The following is a 20,973-nucleotide window of genomic DNA, read 5'->3' on the forward strand; positions in this document are numbered from 1 at the left end:
TTATTTTATAGTTGTTTTATCAATCCAATCAAATTCTTTCACTTTCTTCTTTGTTTTAGCATCATTCAATCCTTTTACCTCTTTGATTGCTTTTCCAAACTTATTATAGTTCACCAAAACACCTTCATCTAGGTCTATATTGATGCGTTCTATAGCTAAAGGTCTTAAGGTTTCTCTTTCGTATTCTTGAAGCTCTATAAGCACTAATTTTAGCTTGTCTTTTTCTTTTTGAGCTTTGGTTTGTTCGGTGGAAGAACCAGACACAATTAAATGGTCCAAGTGTTCCATGCGAGTGTTTAGCTTTTCACGGTACTCAATTAGATAGCCATTCAAAATTTTATTAAGAGTATCTGGCGTATAGCGGTGCATGTAAATCAACACATTGAATGAACCTTTGGGTGAAGAAAACATCCAGTAAATAGGTCTTTTCTTGTAGCGTTTGATGTGGTCATTGTAAAAATCTTTTACAAAGTATTTGCGTACATCTTTACCCAAACACTCTTCTACGAAAGCTAAGTTTTTATCGAAGTTACCAGTACCGAAACTTACTTTTAAAAACGCATAAAAACGACCTGTAATATCATCTTCAAACCATTCGTCATCTAAAACAGGAATAATATTGTCATCATCTGGAGTGAAACTAAGTTGGTCTTTGGTCTTTTCTAATTTGGCTAAATAGTCTTCAAGAGTTTCACCTTGATTAGCAAGGATTAAACCCTCTTTATCCAAAGAATAACGTCCAAACATACAACCTACAGCATAGCTCATGAACTGAGCAAAAATCTCTGTTTCTTTGAAAACCAATCGACCATTCTCGATGACAGTTTCTTCCTTTAGAATTGTTACCTCTTCAAATGGAACCTCTGGCGTTAACTCTTCTTGCAAACCATAAATTTCTATAAACTTACGATTGAGTTCTTCTTCGTTTTTATGGAGTTGAAAAAATTTGTTTATCCAAAACTGTTGGTAGAGGTCATAAGTCTCTTCAAGGTCTTGAGATTTGTGTTTGATAAGTTCGTTTTGCGTGAAATTCCATGAAGTTTCTCTTGAATACCATTCCAAATTTGAAACTTTAATATTTTCTTCTACGATAATTTCAATCTGGTCTGCATCTAAAATTTTTAATGGGACTTGTATAATATCACCAACTTTATAATCTAATGTAGGAGCTAATACATCTAAAAATATTTGAGCTACTTTGGTATTTAAAACAGCTAGAATTAATTTGCCATTTTCATTTATTGCAAATCCTTTAGCACCTTTAGAATCAAATAAGTAACCGTAGTTTGTCCATCTTGCGGAAAAATTACCACTTGATAATGCACTCCAAGTAATTCCTTCTTTAAACGCAAAATCACCATTATAATTATGTGACCGAATACGGCCTGTTTTTGCATCCTTTATGTTTCTAATTTCTTCACCATTATTATTCCAGTTAACAACAAAATAATCATTTCCAGACCATCTTCTGAAAGTTCCCCCCTTATTATAACCAAACCACTTTTTTTGAACAGTAAAATTTAGGACTGATGACTTCTCTATCTCAACTTCTGACCACAATCTCATAAAACGGTCATTATTTGCAGTAGCCATTCCCTCTCTTGTTAATAATTCAGTACCTATATTAACTTGTTCAAAAGAGTTTATTAATTTCTCGCTCAACCAATAACCAATTGGACTTCCAGGAATTTTTTTAAAGTCTTTTTGGTTTGTGGTGTAAAACCATCCACATTTTGAATTCTGTAAAGCTTCATAGGTATTGTCTCTTTTTAAATAAGTAGTGTTAAAGTCTACCAGTCTTAGATAAATACCATTTTTTTCTATTGTATTGTTCCAGAAAGTAAAAGAAGCATTTTGAACTACTTCACCACCAATCTCGGGGAATGTTCTTGCTCCTAAATGCAAATTTGTATCAAAGAAAACAGAATCAATTAATTTATCACGCAACCTTTCATAACTAGTCAAGAACATCCAAGAATGTTGGTTAATCATTCCCAGAAATCCTTTTGAGTGCAACATATTTATTCCAGCTTCCATAAAGCAAGCCATCAAATCTGCTTTGCTATCTGGGTAGTTTACTTTTACATAATCACCTAAAATTTTGTTCATATTTCCACCACCCATGTAAGGTGGGTTATCTACAATACAATGGTATTTTTTACCTAAAAGAATCAACTGTTCAATAGATACTTTCAATTGCTCAAGTTGGTACTTTAGGAATGCATCACCAGTGTTTTCTTTGTCAATTATTCCAGATAATATCTTTTCTAATTCTTGAGGTGAAGAATGTGGGGCAATCAATGAACCATAATTAGTTGCTTGTTGCATTTGGGTTAAATCATAATTTACCTCATCAGATAAATCTAATCCAATCTGCTTAAATGCTTCAGTATATTCCTCTTTGGTTAAAGCCAAATCTTTGTAACAAAGGATTATTGGTTCAACCTCTTTTCTGAAGAATCTTCGGTTGTAACTTCTGGCTTTCATCATCAATGCCATTCCAGCTAATTGTGATGCACGTTCATCTATTTCAAATCCATAAAGATTGTTCTTGATAATGAGTTCTGGTATCTCGTTGGTATTGTAGCCTTCTTCTTCGTAAATTTTATATAACAAATCGAATCCATAAACCAGTATGTGTCCACTTCCGCAAGCTTGGTCCAGCAATGTTAATTCTTCAATTGAGTTCAGCTTTAGATAATCTTCATTAGTAACCGAAGGAGATTCAATAAAGTAAGGCATATGTTCCCTTAACTGGGAATTTGGCTTGTTTTGTAACCATAACTTTCCAACAGTATTTTGAACCATGTATTCTACAATCCAACGTGGCGTAAATAACTGAGTTGCTGCTGGAATATCTTCTTTTTTCACAGCCGACTTAGAAGCAAACACTTCGTCTTTTTTCTCTGAAATATAAAATTGATACAACCATCCAATAACTTCCACTTCGGCACAATCTTCAACACTCATTCCATCTCGAATATCCTGTATTATGGATAATTCTGATGTAAGGTCATCTGGTAGAAGTAACTCAGTGTAATCGTTGATTCTTTCAAATAAGAATGGTAATACTTTGTTCAAATGGTTGCAAGCACCAATCAACAAGTCTTTATAAGTTTCATTTTGGGCGTTGGAACTTGGTATTTTACCATCCAATAAATCATAGATTCGTTGGTTCTTAACCGAAAGTTCTTCTGGAATATGTCCTTGTTTCGCTTCATCTAATAATTCTGGAAGCGTATAACCATCTTTGGGTGTCAACACACGAATACCAATAGGTTGGTAATCGTTGGCATCCATGAAACGTAACGCCATAAAACGGTTAAACCAAGTGTATGTTACTTTGTCTATTATTTGTTCCTTAGAAGTGTCCTGAATGGCTTTTTTTAGCTTTTGAACTTGGTCTGCTTTCTCACGAAGTTCTGGAGTATCCGTATGCAAAACATATTCCAATTTAGCTCCCACTTGTTCTAGGAGTTTCCTTCTGGCTTCTTGAGCGAATTTTTTTAGAGCGTTTGTATTCATTATAATGAAATTCTTCTAGTTTCTTTTATTTGTTCTAACAAAGCTTTTTTAAGTGCGTCAACATAGTCATTTACATCAGCTTCAGTTCTTAATTCTGTCTTGTCAAAATCAACCTTGATTGAAGCTCTTCTAATGTAATGTGGTGTTGGTTCTTGTACTTCACCAGAGCCACTTTCTACTGGAGTACTCAAGCGAATCATTTCGTTTAATTGCTTCGGAAATAAATGTTCCAGTGTTTTTGATTTGGCATCCCGAATCAAAGCGATATAACGTTGCGTTTGCAGTTTATCGATTACTTCTTGAAAAGGAAGAATAATCTTGTTTTGATTCGCTGAATCTAACTTGATAAATTCTTCTTTGGACTTGATGTCTTCAATTGTACTTTGAATGGCTGAAATAGCTTTAGTTTTCTCTTCACTGATACGTTCCAAAACTTTCTTAGTTAATTCATCTTGAGCTGTCTTAGCTTCTTTGATTGAATTACCACTATATGGTTTTGGGTTATCCAATAACTCTTTTAAAATATTGAATTCATTACCTTCAACGTAATCAAAGTTGGAAACATCACTCTTTACTATTGTTCTTATGCCTTCATAAATTTTTAATTGGTCACCATTGATAAATCGTTTGATTGGGTCCAGTAGATTTTCCTTGGTATCTAGTAACTCATCTTCGAAATCTTTAAGGTTTGTAAGGTAATAACTGTATTCTTTGTTGGCTAATTTAGCTATCAACTCTTTAAACTCAGTTAAACTTGACATAAACGGAAGCTCGCTTTGTCTAGCCATCAATTGAGCTAAATCACCATTCATTTCTTTGAGTTTTTCTTTGAAGGCGTTTGCTACATCTTTAGCGTCATTTAATGAGCAATTTTCGTCAAATGCTTCTGCATATACTACCTTCAAATCTTTAACCAATTTTGGGTCTATTACAGCTTGTGGTTCAATTATAGTATTTTGATAGCTTGCAGAATTCAATAAAGCTTGAATAACATCCATATCATCCAATACGTTTGAATCTTTCTTGATTTCTATCTTACCACGCTTGTATAGCTTAGCCACAATGGTCCAAACTGCATTTTGATACCATCCGTATGGTTTTTTAGCAAAAATGGTTTTAAGGTCGTTTAAAGTTGTTCTGTCAGATTGAGCTTTTCTTCGATTGATAATGGTTAAGATTTCTGACTCAGCTTCGCTCATGGTTTCATCATCCGATTTAAATAAATCGTCTGCTTTTCCTCCAATTACTTGTTTGAAGGTGTCTTCAGAAAACTGAATTGTACCTAACATTCGTAGGTTTACATAAACCGTTTTAATTAAATTTTGGAAAGCATTTATAACAAGTGTTTTCCCATCAGAAAATTGTCCTATCTGAATCTTTTCACCATTCAAAAATACATCAGCTGAAGCCAAGGCTTTGTTTGCCATTAAAACTAGGTTCCTTCTTCGTTCTGCATTCTGCATCCCTTTGTCTTGAAGAATACGTTTCACCTCACTTTTGTTGGCTGTAGATTGATTTTGTTTGTTGTATTTATCAGTCTTTAAATACATCTTTAAATCCTTCATGAATGTTGCATCGGAAGGAAGTAAAATCTTCATTCCAGAACTAGCTATCGTTTGTGATTGAATAAAGGTGATATTAGTAAAATCAGAATAATTCTCAGTAAGAATTTCTATCTCTAGTTCTTTTTCACGCCCCAATACAACTCCGTCAATCTTGCTGGTGAATTCATAGTCCTGTTTATTGTCATTGTATTTAATCTTGTTGTCTCGAATGATTTCGTCAAACAATATCTCTTTTAATAAGTTAGTAATTGCTTGGTCATCGATGTCGGTGTTTTTGATTTCTTCTTCAATGTCTTTTTCGTCATCAGTTAAGAATTCATATACATCACCGTTGCGTTGAACATAACTTTGGTTCTCTAACAAATTTAAAGCCTCATCAATTTTTTGTTCGTGCATTTTCAAATCAACTCCAATAGAATCAATCATCAAAACAGAAATATTTCTTTTTGTTGTTTTGAAATTACCAAAGTATTTAACTAAAAATAAAGCCTTCAACACTTTAACAGCAAACAAATTGTCTAGGTTTCTTTCAGCTAGCTGGATTGAAGATTGTATTTGACCTTTCAGTTCATTTCGAATACCATCGAACATCAAATCAAAACTAACCAACGCATCGTTACCACGTTCTTCAATGTTTTGAATAACTTGTTGGAATACACCCAACATACTTCTTTCACCTACAGAAGCATGTTTACCTTGAAAAGCATTATGAGTTGAAAGTGCTATTCTACATTGTTGAAATAAATCAAACTGATAGGATACGAAAGGCATTTTATTTGCAAAGTCAACATCACTTTTAAAGCCTTTAAACTGAACACCCGAATCAGAAAAACTCAATAGAGTGTCCAATAAAGCACTTTCTTTTTTAAAGGTGTTGGTCAAACTCGTATGTGCATCTTTGTTTTTCTTTAAAAGTCTTTTTTCGATTACTTCGTCAACGTTTGCTGAAGTCAGAGGAACTTTTATTTTGAATCGTGCTTGGATACGTGAAAAGTCATTTTGTTGACTTTTACTCATGTCACCAACAACTTTTTCCATATCTTCTTGTGAAGTAACAAGTATCCATGAATTACCTTTGGTGGTTGTAGCTAGTGTTTCAGCAATAGTCTGAAGATTAAGCATCAATTTGGTATTGTCACTAATATATTGACCAACCTCGTCAACAAAAAAGTTCAATCTAAAACCTTTTGGTTTCATTTTGATGTATTCGTTTACTCTTTGGCAGAAATCTTCAATGGATTGCTTGTGTTTGTCCTCAATAGAATCTAAGATTGTTTCGTACTTAGAAGAATCAGTTCCAAATATTTCACCTAATGCTTCAGCAATACTTGAAGTAACCAATGGGTCAAAATAATCGATTCGAGCTGTTTCCCATTCAGAATTATGCTTCGACTTGAACAAAGGTTTAAAAGCTTCATACTTATCCTGTTTATCTAGCCACATTTCAAATTCCGCAACGTGAGGTTGAAATCCATAATACCCAAGGTGGTCATAGAACACTTTATAGAACACAGATAGGATTGCATTTGCATCAGCCTTGCTAGTGATTTGAGCCTGTTGGTCAATGTTGAACAATATAGATTCAGAAGGAATTCTGGTTGCAGAAAGCACATCAGCTTTAAGCATCTCATCATCTTCAATTTTTTCAGCAAACAATTCACCACTTTTATAACCATTGAATTCTTTGTTTTCTAAAACGTAAGATACAATCTTCAGCAAATGAGATTTACCACTACCAAAGAACCCAGAAATCCAAACACCATTTGCTCCACTATAATCATTATAGCTCTGGAACAAGTCTCTAATTTTCTTGCCAATCTCTTTAGTTATAACATACTCTGCAACTTCAGTTGAGATGTTATCTCGGTCATCTGCTTTGATTACCGTTTCAATATTTCTATTGATGTCTTTTTCGAAAAAATCCTTTACTATCATTATTTAGGTTCTAAGATGTCTATATTAAATGCTCTGTAGTAGTTGTCGTCTTTAAGCAAACCAAAAAGGTTCAATGTGTGACCATTATAATCACCAGGGAAAAATGTCACCGTTGGTGAATCTTTGGCAACATTCTGAAGGTTATTCAAAATATTGTGGGAACGTATATAAGGAAAAACCATCCCAATACCAGTCAAAAAGTAAACCTTGGCTGGGTAATCCTCAATCATTTTTTTTATTCTAGGCATAAGGATTTGATGAATGTTAAGTGTTGATTGCAAAGCACTCAGAAACTTATCCTTATCCTTAGATAACTCAATCTTGAACATGCGTTCCATACCACCTTTTTCTTCAAGTATATCACAAACTATATCATATAAATTAAGTTCCAATACCGATACACCAGATGTCTCCAGCTTGTTCTTTAATAGTTTTATGGAATCACATACTTCAATTTCTTGTCTTGCATCATAAGCGGTAATAAAAAATGGTATTTCACCGCCCAACGCTTCTTTGTTCAAGAAACGCTTCGATGAAATCACATTGAATAAGTGTGAAAATTTTGCCGTTATATCTACCATGTTAATCTTTTGCTCTTTGAATGTCCATATCTGAAACCAATAGTACTTTCAACCAGTTTGGATTGTCTTGGACCAGTGCTTTTATAAGTTTATAATCTATGATTTGGGGTTGAATAATTCTGTTTTTAATGTCATTAATCAATCCAGCTTGTTCAAGTATCTTAAAAGTTACTTGTTTTATTTTTTTCTCCGTTAGTTCCGTTAGCGAATCCATTTCTTCATGCAAATCAAATTTTCTTCTGTAAAAAGAAATGTAATCACCATCTGTAATTTGATAGTCATAAACCAAGACCTTTTCACGAACAACCTCTACGATAAACTCTCTAATAAAAGAATACGATTTACATACTGATACCAATGTCAATTGTTTTTGGGTCACCAAATCACTATTTAACAACACTTCAACCTGTGCTGGTGTTAAGTGTGATATTCTTTTCTTGAATTCAGATAACATTCGTTTACCAGTTGATGATTTGCCACCACCTAAGTCATTGGTATAATCAACTTCAACATCATCATGATAAGCACGAGCAACCAATAGCATCTCGTTTAATCGTAACGATGACGCAGTAAATGAAAAGTCATATTTATTGGTTTTTATCATATTAGTTAATCAGTTCCTTAACAGGAATGTTTAGAATTTCACTTAATTTTTCAAGGTGTTTTTGAGAAGGAATACTTTTTTCCTTTACCCAATTACTAACAGTCACTTCGCTAACACCAAGTCTCGATGCAAGCCAATTTTGCTTAACCCCCTTCGTTTTCAATAGTTCTTTTAACAGCATGTCTTTAAAAAAAATTAAAGTTTTCCTTCGTGTAAACTTAAGAAAAAAAAGCTTGTTTTTGAGAAAAAATCCGACATAATCAATAAAAGTGATTGAACACCTTGATACTAAAAGGTTTTTGATAATATCTTCACACGTATATGCTATGTAAATTGCATAGCGTTTACGTGAGCATAAGCGGACAAAACGGAGCTTTAAATGAATGATTAATGATATTATTTGACCTAAAAATTACCCGAAAAATTTTAAAAATATTTTTTCAAAAAAAGGTCACTACCTAAAATCATCTTATTTTTTTCTGTAAAAAAAATTTAAACACACCATCATTGTGTTGATATTACCAACACAGGAGGGGTCTAAAGGAGTGGGGTAACAACAACCAACGGAGGAAGGACCACCCACAGGAAGGATTTATTTCAGAAATTCACTTGACTTTTGATTCAACAGTGCTTACATTGGTATAAATTCATCTTCATGATGAGTTTGCTGGATTCCAGACGGGTTGCTCCATCTGGTTTTCGCTCCAGCCTAAACTAGCGAGACAATAACATAAAGCGAAAATAAAATTCAAATGAAGAAAGCTAAAAGCAAAACGTACACCAAGTACAGAACATTAAACCTACCAAAAGAAATGGTAGACTTATTATTAATTACATCACACACCACAACATTAGATTCACATCCAAACTCAATTGAGATAGGCTTGTCTATCATCAATGATATTTTATCAAAGTCAAACATTTATAAGAAAAATGATAATTATCCAAATCATGTGATACCAATGTATTCAAAATACCTTCAACTTAAATATGGTAATGATTATTCATTTTATATTAATTGGATAGTTAATAACGGAGTTATTTGGAATGATATTCCTTATGAAGGATATGCAAGTCATTATTATTTACATTCAATTGAAAGTTGTAATAATTTAATATTTTCTAAATTAAAATTGTCAGATAGAAAGATAGATGAGATAGTACATACCTATTGTTTACAAAGTAATATACAAATAACACCTGTAACCTATGCTATTAAAGGGATTAGTAACATTCAAAAAAATAGGATATATACTAATTGGTATAATATTAAGATACCTATTACTAGTAAGAATAAACGATACTTAACTAAGGACTATGAGAAAGATTCTGTCTTTATAAACAATGCACCAAAGCATATCAAAATAATGGGTGGTCACTACAGAAAACAATTAGATATTGATGATGTAGGAGCGATTGAGCACACAAATAATAGGTATGCTGACGAATTATTGTTAGCAACCAATATTGATGAGGAGAACAAAGCATTTAAACGTTATTCATCTCGGATAGCATCAATCAACGCTATAAAAAATGGAAGATTAAACAAGACGCTTAGATTCAACAGGAACGATACCAATAAGAGACTTGATAACAACTTAACCAACATGGCAAGTGATTTAAGACCATTCATCATTGGTTATGAAAGCATGGCTTATCTGGACCTTTCCAACTCGCAACCAGTCTTGTTTAATAAGATTCTTCAAACCTATCGTAAGAACGCATCCCAAGCAGTTTTGAAAGAATTAGATAGATTTTTGGAAGTCACCACTTCTGGTAAGTGGTATGAAGAATTGATTAGAGTTTATGATGTAAAGTATGGTCCAGATGAAAAATTAAATTTTGAACAAGCAAGAAACTTGTGCAAAAGTGCATGGATGCTATTAGCGTATTCTAAAAACAATCAAGTACCGAATTTAAAAAAAGTTTTTGCTCTAAAGTATCCTTTTATAAGCTCCATCATAAAATTAATTAAAAAAAGTAATTATGAGCAATTTGCAATATCGTTACAGTTGATTGAGAGCGAAGTTTTTATTGATAAGATTTGTAAACAACTAGTTAACGAAGGCATAATTCCTTATACCATGCACGATGGTCTTCTAGTTCCAAAGGAAGCAATGGAACGAACCAAAGAAATTATGTTAGAAAACCTTAAGGATATTATTGGTGTCTATCCAAAAATTAAAGTAGAGTGATTTCAACCACTCTAATTGACCGTTTAATGTTATTAATAAGTATATTTGTAAAAAAAATTTATGCTAGCTGTATATTGCCGAATTAGTGGTAAAAAGGGTGAAGACAAGGATACTTCAATATCAACACAAAAAGAAGAAGGTGCTAAATTAGCTTCAAGTCTTGGGTTTCAGCCTGTTTTTTTTGTTGACGAAGGAATTAGCGGTACGAAGGATGACACTTATAGACCTGGTTTCGCTAGCATGTTAAAAGAACTAAAATCAAAGAAGTATTTTGGTGTATACGTCCTAAATCAAGATAGAATCGAGAGAAGTTCTTTAATCTGGGAAACATTTGTTGGGGTAATGTTGAATAATGATTGTAAATATTATCCAAATGGAGTTTTTTTTGATTTAGATAATCCATCCAATAGATTTATTGCAAGTGTTCATAGTGCTAGTAATGCCTTATATGCTAGTTTAACATCTCAAAGAGTTAAACTATCAATTAAAAAAAGAGCAGATGACGGTAGATTTAGGGGTCAATTACCTTATGGTTATAAATATGACGACAAAAACCATATATTAATTAATGAAGAAGAAGCAAAATACGTTAGAATGATGTATGACTGGTCATTGAGTGGCATAGGAACATATACTATTGCTAATATGCTTAATGAAATGAAAACAGCAACTAGATTTAATAAATTTGAAGGAGATATAAAACGAATTGACCCATACACTAAAGAAGTTTTTCTCCACAACAAGAGTAACGTAAAATGGAGAGGAAATGTGGTCCATGATATTTTAAAAAATCCAATAAATAAAGGGAAGAAAAAACTTGGAGAAGAATACTATGATGTTCCAGAATTAGTTCCAGAGGAATATTGGGAAAGAGCTATATTAAATCTGAAAGAGAACAAGAAGAAAGTAGGTAAAAAAGTGCACTACAACTATTTGTTAAATGGTATAATATTCTGTTCCCATTGTGGTAAGCAAATGGTTGGAAAAAAAAGGATTGCTTCTGGAGATAATTCTTATAAATGTAAGGGTAAAATCTACCCTAATAATCTTTGCACAGAATCAAGAGCAATAAATATTTACAAATTAGAAACTTTTATAATTAAACATCTTTTTGAATCAAAAGAACTAGAAAAACATCTTTTAGAACTACCCGAAAAAGAAAATAATTATTCGGTTTTATTATCTGAGCTTAAAGAACAAAAAGGAAAATTACTATCTCTAGAAAGAGTCTATAAGCATCAAGTATCATTGTTGACAAATCCAGAATATGCAGAAGATACTAATGTTCAAAAAATATATAAAGATTCCAAAAAATCATTTGAAACACAAAAAACACTTATCGATGATTTAGAAGAAAGGGTTGTCTTGATGAAGAATTATAGTGCAAAAGAAAATGTAAAGAAAGTAATTGGCGACTATGTAAACACTTTAGAGTTTAACGATATTAAAAGACTAGTACATTCACTTGTAGATTGGGTTAAAATAGGTCAAGTTAAGGACGAAGGTAAAATGGGTACTTTTATAATTAACATTAAATATAGTGGTTATGAAGAAATTTCAACTTTTATTACTAATTGGTTTGCAGTAACTTGGATTTGGAAATCAAAGTATAGAAAGCAAGCATATACACAGGAACAAATTGAAGAAGATAGAGAAATTGCAATAGCTATGCTAGAGTATAAAAACATAGTAATTGATGAAAAATTTATAAACGAATTAAAACAAAATGGTATGTCAGACGAAGAGATTGATAGACAAAATCCATGGAGTAAAAGTTTTATAGGTTTGGAATCCAACTCTTCTGAACACACGATTATTGAATTAAAAGAGGAAGAAATTATAAATTTTAATTAACCACTCTAATTACCCGTATCTACATGTTTCTGCGTTGGATGGTTAGAAATGATGCTAACGGTGTTGATTTTGGTATTTGGAAATCCATTCCAAGTGCTTGTTTGTCTTGTCCTTTAGACGTTCATAGTGGCAATGTAGCAAGAAAATTAGGTCTTTTAAACAGAAAACAGAATGATGGTAAAGCTTTATTAGAATTAGACACTAATTTAAGAAAATTAGATGCAAATGATCCCGTAAAATACGACTTTGCCTTATTTGGTTTAGGTGTTTTTGAAGGGTTTTAACTTCTTGATTTATTTTAGTTGCTGTTTTAAAAAATGCTTATTTAAAAAATAAGTCCTATTTACAAAAGTGAATAGGACTTAAAAGTTAGTTTGGTTGGTTGTTTATTTAAAAAGCTGATTGTTTATTAAAATGTACCGTCAATAAGTAGTACACAACAGCTCTATATTTACTTTTGTTTGAACGACCATATTGTTCCATAACAGCATCAATTCCTTTGTCTAAATCAGCACTATCTTTCAATCCTAATTTTTTAATTAAGAAATTGTTTTTTACTGTAGCCAATTCTTTTTCATCAGAACCTGCAACAGTTGCAGCATCTGCATTATAAATAGATGGACCACAACCAATAGTTACTTTAGTCAATAAATCCATGTCTGGAGTTACACCACACTTATCTTTCAAATCTGCAGCGTATTTTGTTATAAGTTCGTCTCTTTTACTCATTTTGTTTTGTTTTTTTGAATTAATACTTATCAAATTTAACAAAATAATATCAAATAAAATAGTTTTTCAATATTTTATCATTAATTTTTTCTGGTGTAAAAATTTCTAACAGAGCAGGTTGCTCATTATTGGAAAGAAATTCATTAAATACAGTATTCAAGCCCAAATCATCTGAGGCATGGTAATACTTCAACTGAAACATTTTAGCCAAATTAGAAGCGTCTAAGTGATGTGTGGTTTCAAAAAAAGTATTAAAAACTTCATTTTCTTCATGACCAGGCAAAATTCTAAAAATGCCTCCACCACTATTGTTGATTAAAATAATTTTAAAATCATTGGGAATATAATTGTTCCACAAAGCATTGCTATCATAAAAGAAACTAATATCACCCGTTATAAAAACGGTAGGTTTGTTATTTTTTAAAGCTGCTCCAATGGCTGTGGAAGTTGAACCATCAATACCACTTGTACCTCTATTGCAATAAACTTCAATAGAAGGATCGATAGTCACTAACTGCAAATATCGAATGGTAGAACTATTACTAAGTTGTAAATGAATATTATTAGGCAAGTGATGACTTAAATAATCAAAAACTTTAAAATCCGAAAAAGGAATGTGTTGGCAATAATGAAGATGCTTTTCTTTTCTTAGAGCATTTACAGAAGCTATCGAATTTTTATAAGAACTTGACACGATTACAGACTTTTGAAAAAGTAAATTAAAAAAATGATTCGGCTCGGTTTCAAAATGTTTTGATAAACAATCATAAGTATCATAAGCTCTTAACGTATCGATATGCCAATGTGCACTAGGTTGGTATTTTCTCAAAAAAGCTTTAATTCTTTTTGAAACAACCATTCCTCCAAAAGTAATTAAAATTTCTGGTCTAAAAGCTTCAAATTCAGTGCTTGAAAAGGGTGTGATTAAAGTATCAATCGTATCCACAAAAGTTTCATGATGCAGATTCGATGTTTTCTCAGTCAAAACAACAACTGAAGGATCTTTTCCCAACAAATTAATAACTTCATCATCTAAAGTATTGGGTTTTAATTCTCCAACTAAAACTAATTTTTTTGCGGCTTGATTCCATTTTTGAATAAAGGTTTCAGGTAAAGTAAATTCGCGCTTAGAAAGTTCAAAATTCAATATTTTTGGAGCAACCGAAAGCTCAGAAACCAACTCATACAAAGGTTCTTCAAAAGGAACATTAATATGCGAAGGCCCTTTTTTAATCATTGCATAATGAATTGCACTGTTAATTTTTACATCATTTTCATGGGAAGCATATTCGGTCAAATTAGCATTATAAACACTGTGATTTTCAAACACATTTTCTTGTCGAATAGTTTGTCCGTCACCTATGTCAATTTTGCTATGAGGTCTATCGGCACTTACGACAAGCAAAGGAATTTGACTGTAAAAAGCTTCTGCAACAGCTGGATAATAATTCAATAACGCAGAACCAGAAGTGCATACAACTGCTACAGGCTCATTGGTTTGCTGGGCAATACCTAAAGCAAAAAAAGCAGCACAACGTTCATCTGCAATACTGTAACATTCAAAAAAATCTTGCTGATGGGTAAACCCGATGGTTAAAGGTGCATTTCTAGAACCTGGAGAAATTACAATATGTTGTATTCCTTTGGCTTTAAAGATTTCGATAATACTTTGCGCTAAAGGTATTTTTGGGTAGATCATTTTATGATTTAATCTTAATGCAGTTTATTTTTTGTTTATACAAAGATACAAAGTTGTTCAGGTTTTTACTTTTATTAAAGAAACTTTTTACCTTTGACAAATATTAAAGTTTTATGAATTTTACAGTAAGAGCAGCGAAAGTTAACGATTTAGAAGGTATTTTAGAAATTGTAAATTATAACATTCTAAATACTACTTCCATTTACGATTACGAACCTAGAACTTTAGCACAACAAATCGCGATTTTTGAAGAAAAAACAACTAATAATTTCCCTTTATTAGTCATTGAAATCGACCAAAAAATTGCTGGTTTTGGTACTTATGGAACCTTCCGTTTTAAAGAAGGATATAAATTTACTGTGGAACATTCGGTTTATGTTTCGGTAAAACATCAAGGTAAAGGTTTGGGAAAATTGCTTCTTAGCCAATTAATTGAAACAGCAAAAAAACAAAAACGTCACACTATGATTGCGGTTATCGATGCCGAAAATCAAAATAGTGTAACGTTTCATGAACAGTTTGGATTTGAAACTGTTGGTCTTATGAAAGAATCAGCCTTTAAATTTAACAAATGGCTAGATACTGTATTTATGCAGTTGATTTTAAAATAATTATCCTTCAATCCATTCTGAAATTTCTTTATCAGAAGGTAAGGTCTGCGGATCAATTACTTTTTCTAAAACACCGTTTTCATTGATTAAATATTTCTGAAAATTCCATTTCACAGTGCTGTCTTGCAATCCGTTTTTACTTTTTTCAGTTAAAAATTGATATACTTCATGCATATCATCGCCTTTAACAGAAACTTTTGACATCATTGGAAAAGTAACCCCATAATTTTGTTCGCAAAAAGTAGCGATTTCTTTATCGGTTCCAGGTTCTTGTGAAGCAAAATTATTAGCAGGAAATCCTACAATTACAAAATCTTTATCACCGTATTGTTCGTACAATGCTTGTAATTCTTTATATTGAGGAGTTAATCCACATTTTGAAGCCGTATTAACAATCATTATTTTTTTCCCTTTTAAATCAGAAAAACGAAACAAATTACCTTCTAAATCTTTTACTTCATAATCATAAATACTTGCTAGTTTCATAGGAGTTTCTTTGGAGTTGGATTGAGTTTGTTGAGCATTATTCTGACAGCTAAACATTAGTAATGCTAGAGAGAATAAGTGTACTAATTTTTTCATGGTTACAAATTTTTATCAAATATAACAAATCAGCTGATTTACAACTTCTAAAAAAATCATAAATTAATTGTCCGAAATTTAAAAATCATAGACCAAATGACTCCTTGTTTTTATAACTTTGCAAAAAAAATAAACATGTCAAATAATTATATTGGATATCATTTCAACATTGAACCAAGAGATTTAGGAAGTGAAATTTTAATGGCAGAATTAGAAGAAACTGCTTTTGAAAGTTTTATGGAAACGGAAAACGGAATAGATGCTTTTGTTCAAAAAGAATTGTGGAGTGAAACCATTTTGAATAATATTACGATTTTATCCAACAATGAATTCACAATCTCTTACACTTTTGAAGAAATTGAACAAGTCAATTGGAATGAAGAATGGGAAAAAAACTTTGAAGCGATTGATGTAGATGGAACATGTCATGTAAGAGCTCCTTTTCACAGCAAAACGGATGCCCAATTTGATATTGTAATTGAACCCAAAATGAGTTTTGGAACGGGTCATCACGAAACCACTCACATGATGATTCAGCATTTATTAGACATGGAAATTGCTGGTATGAAAACTTTAGACATGGGTTGCGGAACAGCTATTTTAGCGATTTTAGCAGAAATGAAAGGAGCAAAACCTATTGATGCTATTGACATTGACAATTGGTGTTATTTGAATTCTATTGAAAATGCAGAACGCAATAATTGCTCACAAATAACAGTGTATGAAGGTGATGCTGCACTTTTAAAAGACCAAAAATACGATTTAATTATTGCCAATATTAACAGAAACATTTTGTTGAACGATATGCAAGCCTATGTTGCCTGTTTAAACCCAAAAGGCACAATACTCTTTAGCGGATTTTATAACGAAGACATTCCGTTTATTGACGCATCTTGTACTAAAAATGGACTAACATTTGTTAAAAAATTAGAAAGAAATAATTGGGTATCTTTAAAATATGTAAATTAGCAGTAGTTTTTAACCTATCACCCATTAGCTAAACCTATTACCAAATAAGAAATGAGTACTAGAGAAAAAATACAAGAAGAAGTTGCCGTTTTAGAGGAAATTTCTGAAAACAACGAAATTGTTTTATACAACGATGATGTCAATACTTTTGATCATGTAATTGACACTTTAATTCGTGTTTGTGAACATACCAACGAACAAGCCGAGCAATGTGCTATCTTAGTACATTACAAAGGACAATGCACTGTTAAAACAGGAAGTTACGAAGAACTTAAACCACAATGCACCTCCTTATTAGAAGCAGGTTTAAGTGCCGAAATACAATAAAAAAATCCCTTTCCAATTATTTAAGACAAGCTTAGACTGAAATCTTAATGTTGATTTAAATAGCAATCAAAATAAATCATATTATTTTTTTAACTCATAAACAATTAATTACAACTATTGTCACTGAGCCATAGAAGTATTTTTTTAATGAAGAAAGCTAAAAGTTAAAACTAATTTTTAGCTTTTTTTTTGTTTTGTGCGAAAAACCGTATTAATTGTATTTTTTGTTTTTATATATTTACGAATAATTACAAACGTTTATAAATATTTGTAAGTGTTTGTATTTGGAACATTCGTATATTTAGAAGTTAGCAATAATTATAAGGAACATCCGAAAATAATGAAACAAACAATTTTAATAGCAATTTTTCTAACCATCATAGGTTGTAAAGAAGTAACAAATTCAGCGCAAGAAAATTTAAAAATTCAAACGGAACTACAGAAAAAACTCAATAAAACCGATTTGCCGATTGAAGTAATACAGGCTGATGTATCTTATTTACCTAATCCAATAATGGCGAACAACACTGTCCAGTTAAGATATGAGTTAAATATTTCAAACAATTACCGAATACCTTTTACTTTAAAAAAAGTCGAAATATACGATTTGCAAAAAGATGATGTTCCAATAGCAGAATTTAATTCCGAGTATATTGACCAAAATTTTGACAGACCTGGGAATAACGATTTAGATGATTTAAAACAACTTTCGGGAAACGAGTTTGGTGTTTTAAACCTCAATCTTATTTTCAAGAAAGAACAATCAATTCCTGAAAAGATATTTCACAAACTCTATTTTGAGAGAAAGAAAGGTAATGGAGAAACAGCAACACATCCAATGGAAGTTGCAGTTGTAAAAATTCCAGAAACAAATAAATTCACATTAGGTTTACCTTTCAAGAAAAAAGGAAAATGGCTTTATGAGGCAAAAAGTCACCAAGGCGCTCGATTTTTAACAGAAGGTCGAGTTAACTATCCGCAAAGGTTTGCAATAGATTGGACACTTATTGATGATAATGGAAATTTTGCCAAAAACGACACTAAAAATAATGAGAATTGGAAAACCTATGGCATTGAATTAATTGCAGTAGCCGATGGAAAAGTTGTTGGAATAAATGATGGAATAATAGAAAACGAACCACTATCTGAAAAGATGGCGGTGCAAATAACTCGTGAAACTATTGGAGGTAATTATGTTATTTTAGATATAGGGAATGACATTTATGCTTTTTATGGTCATTTAATTCCAAATAGTCTCAAAGTAAAAATTGGAGATGCAGTTAAAAAGGGACAAGTAATTGGTTTATTAGGCAATAGTGGGAATTCAGACGCACCACATTTACATTTTCATTTAGAAACTAAAAGTAATACATATTTTGGCGGAGAAGGAATTCCATATCACATCGATAAATTCGCACAACTAAAAAAATATTCCGAACAAGAAGTAACAGAATTATTTAATGGTAATAGCGTTTCATTAGAAAGTCTAAATCCAATTAATAGAACTAACGAATTGCCAATTGGATATGGACTAATCGAGGTAAAATAACTATTGCCAACATTGTATAAGAGCAATAGCGGTGGCAATGGTAAAATCAAGGTCTGTGCCTTTAATAAAATTTTGTGGTGGCGGACAGGTAATCGTCTTGAAATCCGCTACTGCTCTTATACTTGACCGATAACCCTCCTCAAAAACAATAACCTTATCCAAAAACACAACCTTCTCAAACCCAAGATTCTTTTGTATCCAATGCAAAGTTGGTTCTTGGTAAATAAAAATATGTGTTAAGTCATTTTTGTAATACCAATTTTCAAAAGGCGTTTGGTTTTTGTAGATTTCGGTTTTGCAAATTAGTTTACCTTTTGGTTTTAGCATTTTTTGCAATTGTTGAAACTCTTTCAACGGTTCTTTAAAATGTTCCATTACTTCGCAACAGGTTATGTAGTCGTATTTTTGTTGCAATAATTCGGGTTTATTTTCAAAATACAAATCGTAATTTTCTACTTGATAGTTTTGTTCACGCAACAATTTAGCAATCACTGGTCCAGTTCCAGAACCAAAATCTAAGCCTTTATCAACAGCAGAAAAGTTATCCAAAACAACTTTCACCACAGGAAAAACAAACTTTTGATAACCAATATCATTCACATCGTTGTTATGTTGCTCGTAATGTGCTTTTTCAGCAGTTGCATCTAAATGAGTATGTTTTGGTCTAAAAATACCTTCACAAGTGTCGCATTTGTAGAATAAATGGTTGGGCTTTTCGCAAAAAACCTTAGCATTTCCATCACATAAAGGACAATTATCCATAACTAAACAAACAACTTGAAACTATTAAAACAACCTGAAACAATTTGAAACAATTTGAAACAATTTGAAACAAAACCTATTCTTCTTCCTCTCTCTTCACAACCTTTCTCGCTACTTCAATCTTATACTTCTTCCCTTTCATCTTCTCATCGCGAATGTTCTTCAAAAAATCATTCACTTTTCCGTATTTCACAGCAGCAAACGAAATAAAATCTTTCACTTCTATTAAACCCAAATCTCCTTTTTCCAATTTTCCTTTTTGCGAAAAGAAACCCACAATGTCAAATTTATTCAACTTGTTTTTCTTTCCACCACTGATATAAATCGTCTGAAATTGCGGTGGTCTTGGCAATCTTGTGGTTTCAGTAACTACTAATTTTTCTAAATTATAATCGAAATAATCCAATTGCTTTTCACTTTCGTGAATCAACGCATAAGCCGTTCCAGAAGCTTGCATACGAGCGGTACGACCATTTCTGTGTGTAAATTCATCTTCCTTTAAAGGCAAATGATAATGAATCACATGCTTCATTTCTGGAATGTCCAAACCACGAGCCGCTAAATCTGTCGTAATCAAATAACTCATGCTACCATTTCTAAATTGAATCAAAGCACGTTCTCGTTCGTCTTGATCCATTCCACCATGATAAAACGTTGCGTAAATTCCCTTTTCGTTCAACATATCACTAATACGTTCCACAGCATCACGATGGTTGCAAAACACAATCGCACTTTCTCCTTTTAAAGTACAAATCAACTGAAAAAGGGTATTTATCTTATCTTTTTCTTTCGAAATGACCAATTTTATGTCCAAATTCGAGTTTTCTTCTTCTTCCACAATAAAATCCAAAACCGTTGGATTGATAACTCGTGTGTATTTCGGAATTTCAATGCCAGCAGTTGCAGAAACTAAAACACGTTTATTCAATTTCGGCAAACGACCAATGATAAAAGACATTTCTTCATGAAAACCCAGTTGCAACGACTTATCAAATTCGTCCAAAACTAAAGTCGTGATGTTTTCCACCTCAAACGATTTGCGTTCCAAATGATCTTTAATTCTTCCTGGAGTTCCAATCAAAATGGCTGGTGGATTGCTTAAATTCTTAATTTCTGTATCCAATGAATGACCACCATAACAAATATTGACTTTATAATTCGTTCCCATTTTCTTCCAAACTTGCTCAATTTGCAATCCCAATTCACGCGAAGGAACTAAAATTAAACACTGAACCGTATGGATGTTTTCTTCCAAAAGTTGGAAAATAGGCATCAAAAAAGCCAAGGTTTTTCCTGAACCTGTTGGAGAAAGTAATAAAACGTTATTGTCATTAAGAATCGTAGTTTGCGCTACTTCTTGCATTTCATTTAGGCTATCAATTCCTAAATTGACCAATAAATTTGTCGAATGGTGATTTGTATTCATTTGACAAAGATAGGGTTTGAATTATAAATTATGAATTATAAATTATGAATTATGAATTAC

16 protein-coding genes and 1 pseudogene are annotated in these 20,973 nt (G+C 32.0%); 7 read left to right on the forward strand and 10 right to left on the reverse strand.

The window, feature by feature from the left end:
• Genes pglX through ACTF56_RS03810 form a run of 5 tightly spaced genes read right to left on the reverse strand, consistent with a single transcriptional unit; the run spans position 1 to position 8,391 of the window.
• On the reverse strand, positions 1 to 3,525 hold the full coding sequence (gene pglX / locus ACTF56_RS03790; protein WP_438965581.1) for a BREX-1 system adenine-specific DNA-methyltransferase PglX: 3,525 nt from the start codon (positions 3,523 to 3,525) through the stop codon (positions 1 to 3).
• Complete coding sequence (gene brxC, locus ACTF56_RS03795; protein ID WP_438965582.1) at positions 3,525 to 7,025, reverse strand: BREX system P-loop protein BrxC; 3,501 nt, start codon at positions 7,023 to 7,025, stop codon at positions 3,525 to 3,527. Before brxC ends, pglX begins: the two co-directional genes overlap by 1 nt.
• On the reverse strand, positions 7,025 to 7,606 hold the full coding sequence (locus ACTF56_RS03800) for a DUF1788 domain-containing protein (protein ID WP_438965583.1): 582 nt from the start codon (positions 7,604 to 7,606) through the stop codon (positions 7,025 to 7,027). The genes brxC and ACTF56_RS03800 overlap by 1 nt, the downstream gene beginning before the upstream one ends.
• Before the next feature lies 1 nt (position 7,607).
• Entirely contained in the window at positions 7,608 to 8,210 is a 603-nt protein-coding gene (locus ACTF56_RS03805; protein ID WP_438965584.1) for a DUF1819 family protein, read from the reverse strand.
• Position 8,211: 1 nt separating this feature from the next.
• Complete coding sequence (locus tag ACTF56_RS03810) at positions 8,212 to 8,391, reverse strand: helix-turn-helix domain-containing protein (RefSeq protein ID WP_438965585.1); 180 nt, start codon at positions 8,389 to 8,391, stop codon at positions 8,212 to 8,214.
• A gap of 571 nt (positions 8,392 to 8,962) precedes the next feature.
• Here ACTF56_RS03810 and ACTF56_RS03815 point away from each other — a divergent pair.
• From ACTF56_RS03815 to ACTF56_RS03825, 3 genes and pseudogenes are all read left to right on the forward strand, one after another.
• On the forward strand, positions 8,963 to 10,405 hold the full coding sequence (locus ACTF56_RS03815) for a hypothetical protein (RefSeq protein WP_438965586.1): 1,443 nt from the start codon (positions 8,963 to 8,965) through the stop codon (positions 10,403 to 10,405).
• A gap of 60 nt (positions 10,406 to 10,465) precedes the next feature.
• The gene (locus ACTF56_RS03820; RefSeq protein ID WP_438965587.1) at positions 10,466 to 12,259 is read left to right on the forward strand and encodes a recombinase family protein; all 1,794 of its coding nucleotides are present in this window, start codon (positions 10,466 to 10,468) and stop codon (positions 12,257 to 12,259) included.
• Between the two features lie 14 nt (positions 12,260 to 12,273).
• Positions 12,274 to 12,543 (forward strand): annotated as a pseudogene (locus ACTF56_RS03825) (DUF2400 family protein); the annotation flags it as partial.
• Positions 12,544 to 12,649: 106 nt separating this feature from the next.
• Here ACTF56_RS03825 and ACTF56_RS03830 read toward each other — a convergent pair.
• Both ACTF56_RS03830 and menD read right to left on the reverse strand, forming a co-directional pair.
• Positions 12,650 to 12,988: a DUF2853 family protein gene (locus ACTF56_RS03830; protein ID WP_438965588.1), complete on the reverse strand. Its 339-nt coding sequence runs from the start codon at positions 12,986 to 12,988 to the stop codon at positions 12,650 to 12,652.
• A 49-nt stretch (positions 12,989 to 13,037) separates the two neighbouring features.
• Positions 13,038 to 14,687: a 2-succinyl-5-enolpyruvyl-6-hydroxy-3-cyclohexene-1-carboxylic-acid synthase gene (gene menD, locus ACTF56_RS03835; protein WP_438965589.1), complete on the reverse strand. Its 1,650-nt coding sequence runs from the start codon at positions 14,685 to 14,687 to the stop codon at positions 13,038 to 13,040.
• A 113-nt stretch (positions 14,688 to 14,800) separates the two neighbouring features.
• On the opposite strand from menD, the gene ACTF56_RS03840 reads away from it, so the two are divergent.
• Positions 14,801 to 15,298 (forward strand): GNAT family N-acetyltransferase, encoded by a 498-nt coding sequence (locus tag ACTF56_RS03840; protein WP_438965590.1) that lies wholly within the window; start codon positions 14,801 to 14,803, stop codon positions 15,296 to 15,298.
• Here the strand turns inward: ACTF56_RS03840 and ACTF56_RS03845 are convergent, their stop codons facing one another.
• Positions 15,299 to 15,880: a glutathione peroxidase gene (locus tag ACTF56_RS03845; RefSeq protein ID WP_438965591.1), complete on the reverse strand. Its 582-nt coding sequence runs from the start codon at positions 15,878 to 15,880 to the stop codon at positions 15,299 to 15,301.
• Positions 15,881 to 16,015: 135 nt separating this feature from the next.
• Between ACTF56_RS03845 and prmA the strand changes: the two genes are divergently transcribed.
• From prmA to ACTF56_RS03860, 3 genes are all read left to right on the forward strand, one after another.
• Positions 16,016 to 16,849: a 50S ribosomal protein L11 methyltransferase gene (gene prmA, locus ACTF56_RS03850; RefSeq protein ID WP_438965592.1), complete on the forward strand. Its 834-nt coding sequence runs from the start codon at positions 16,016 to 16,018 to the stop codon at positions 16,847 to 16,849.
• A 51-nt stretch (positions 16,850 to 16,900) separates the two neighbouring features.
• Entirely contained in the window at positions 16,901 to 17,176 is a 276-nt protein-coding gene (locus ACTF56_RS03855; protein WP_438965593.1) for an ATP-dependent Clp protease adaptor ClpS, read from the forward strand.
• Between the two features lie 340 nt (positions 17,177 to 17,516).
• Positions 17,517 to 18,725 carry a M23 family metallopeptidase gene (locus tag ACTF56_RS03860; protein ID WP_438965594.1) on the forward strand — a complete coding sequence of 403 codons (1,209 nt, stop codon included), beginning with the start codon at positions 17,517 to 17,519 and terminating at the stop codon, positions 18,723 to 18,725.
• Here ACTF56_RS03860 and ACTF56_RS03865 read toward each other — a convergent pair whose 3' ends face one another.
• Together ACTF56_RS03865 and ACTF56_RS03870 are read right to left on the reverse strand one after the other, a co-directional pair.
• Entirely contained in the window at positions 18,726 to 19,487 is a 762-nt protein-coding gene (locus tag ACTF56_RS03865; RefSeq protein WP_438965595.1) for a class I SAM-dependent methyltransferase, read from the reverse strand.
• A gap of 76 nt (positions 19,488 to 19,563) precedes the next feature.
• Positions 19,564 to 20,913, reverse strand: coding sequence for a DEAD/DEAH box helicase (locus ACTF56_RS03870; protein WP_438965596.1), 1,350 nt, complete (start codon positions 20,911 to 20,913; stop codon positions 19,564 to 19,566).
• Positions 20,914 to 20,973 lie beyond the last annotated feature (60 nt).

Origin of the sequence: Flavobacterium sp., from assembly GCF_965657075.1 — a bacterium.
GTDB lineage: Bacteria > Bacteroidota > Bacteroidia > Flavobacteriales > Flavobacteriaceae > Flavobacterium.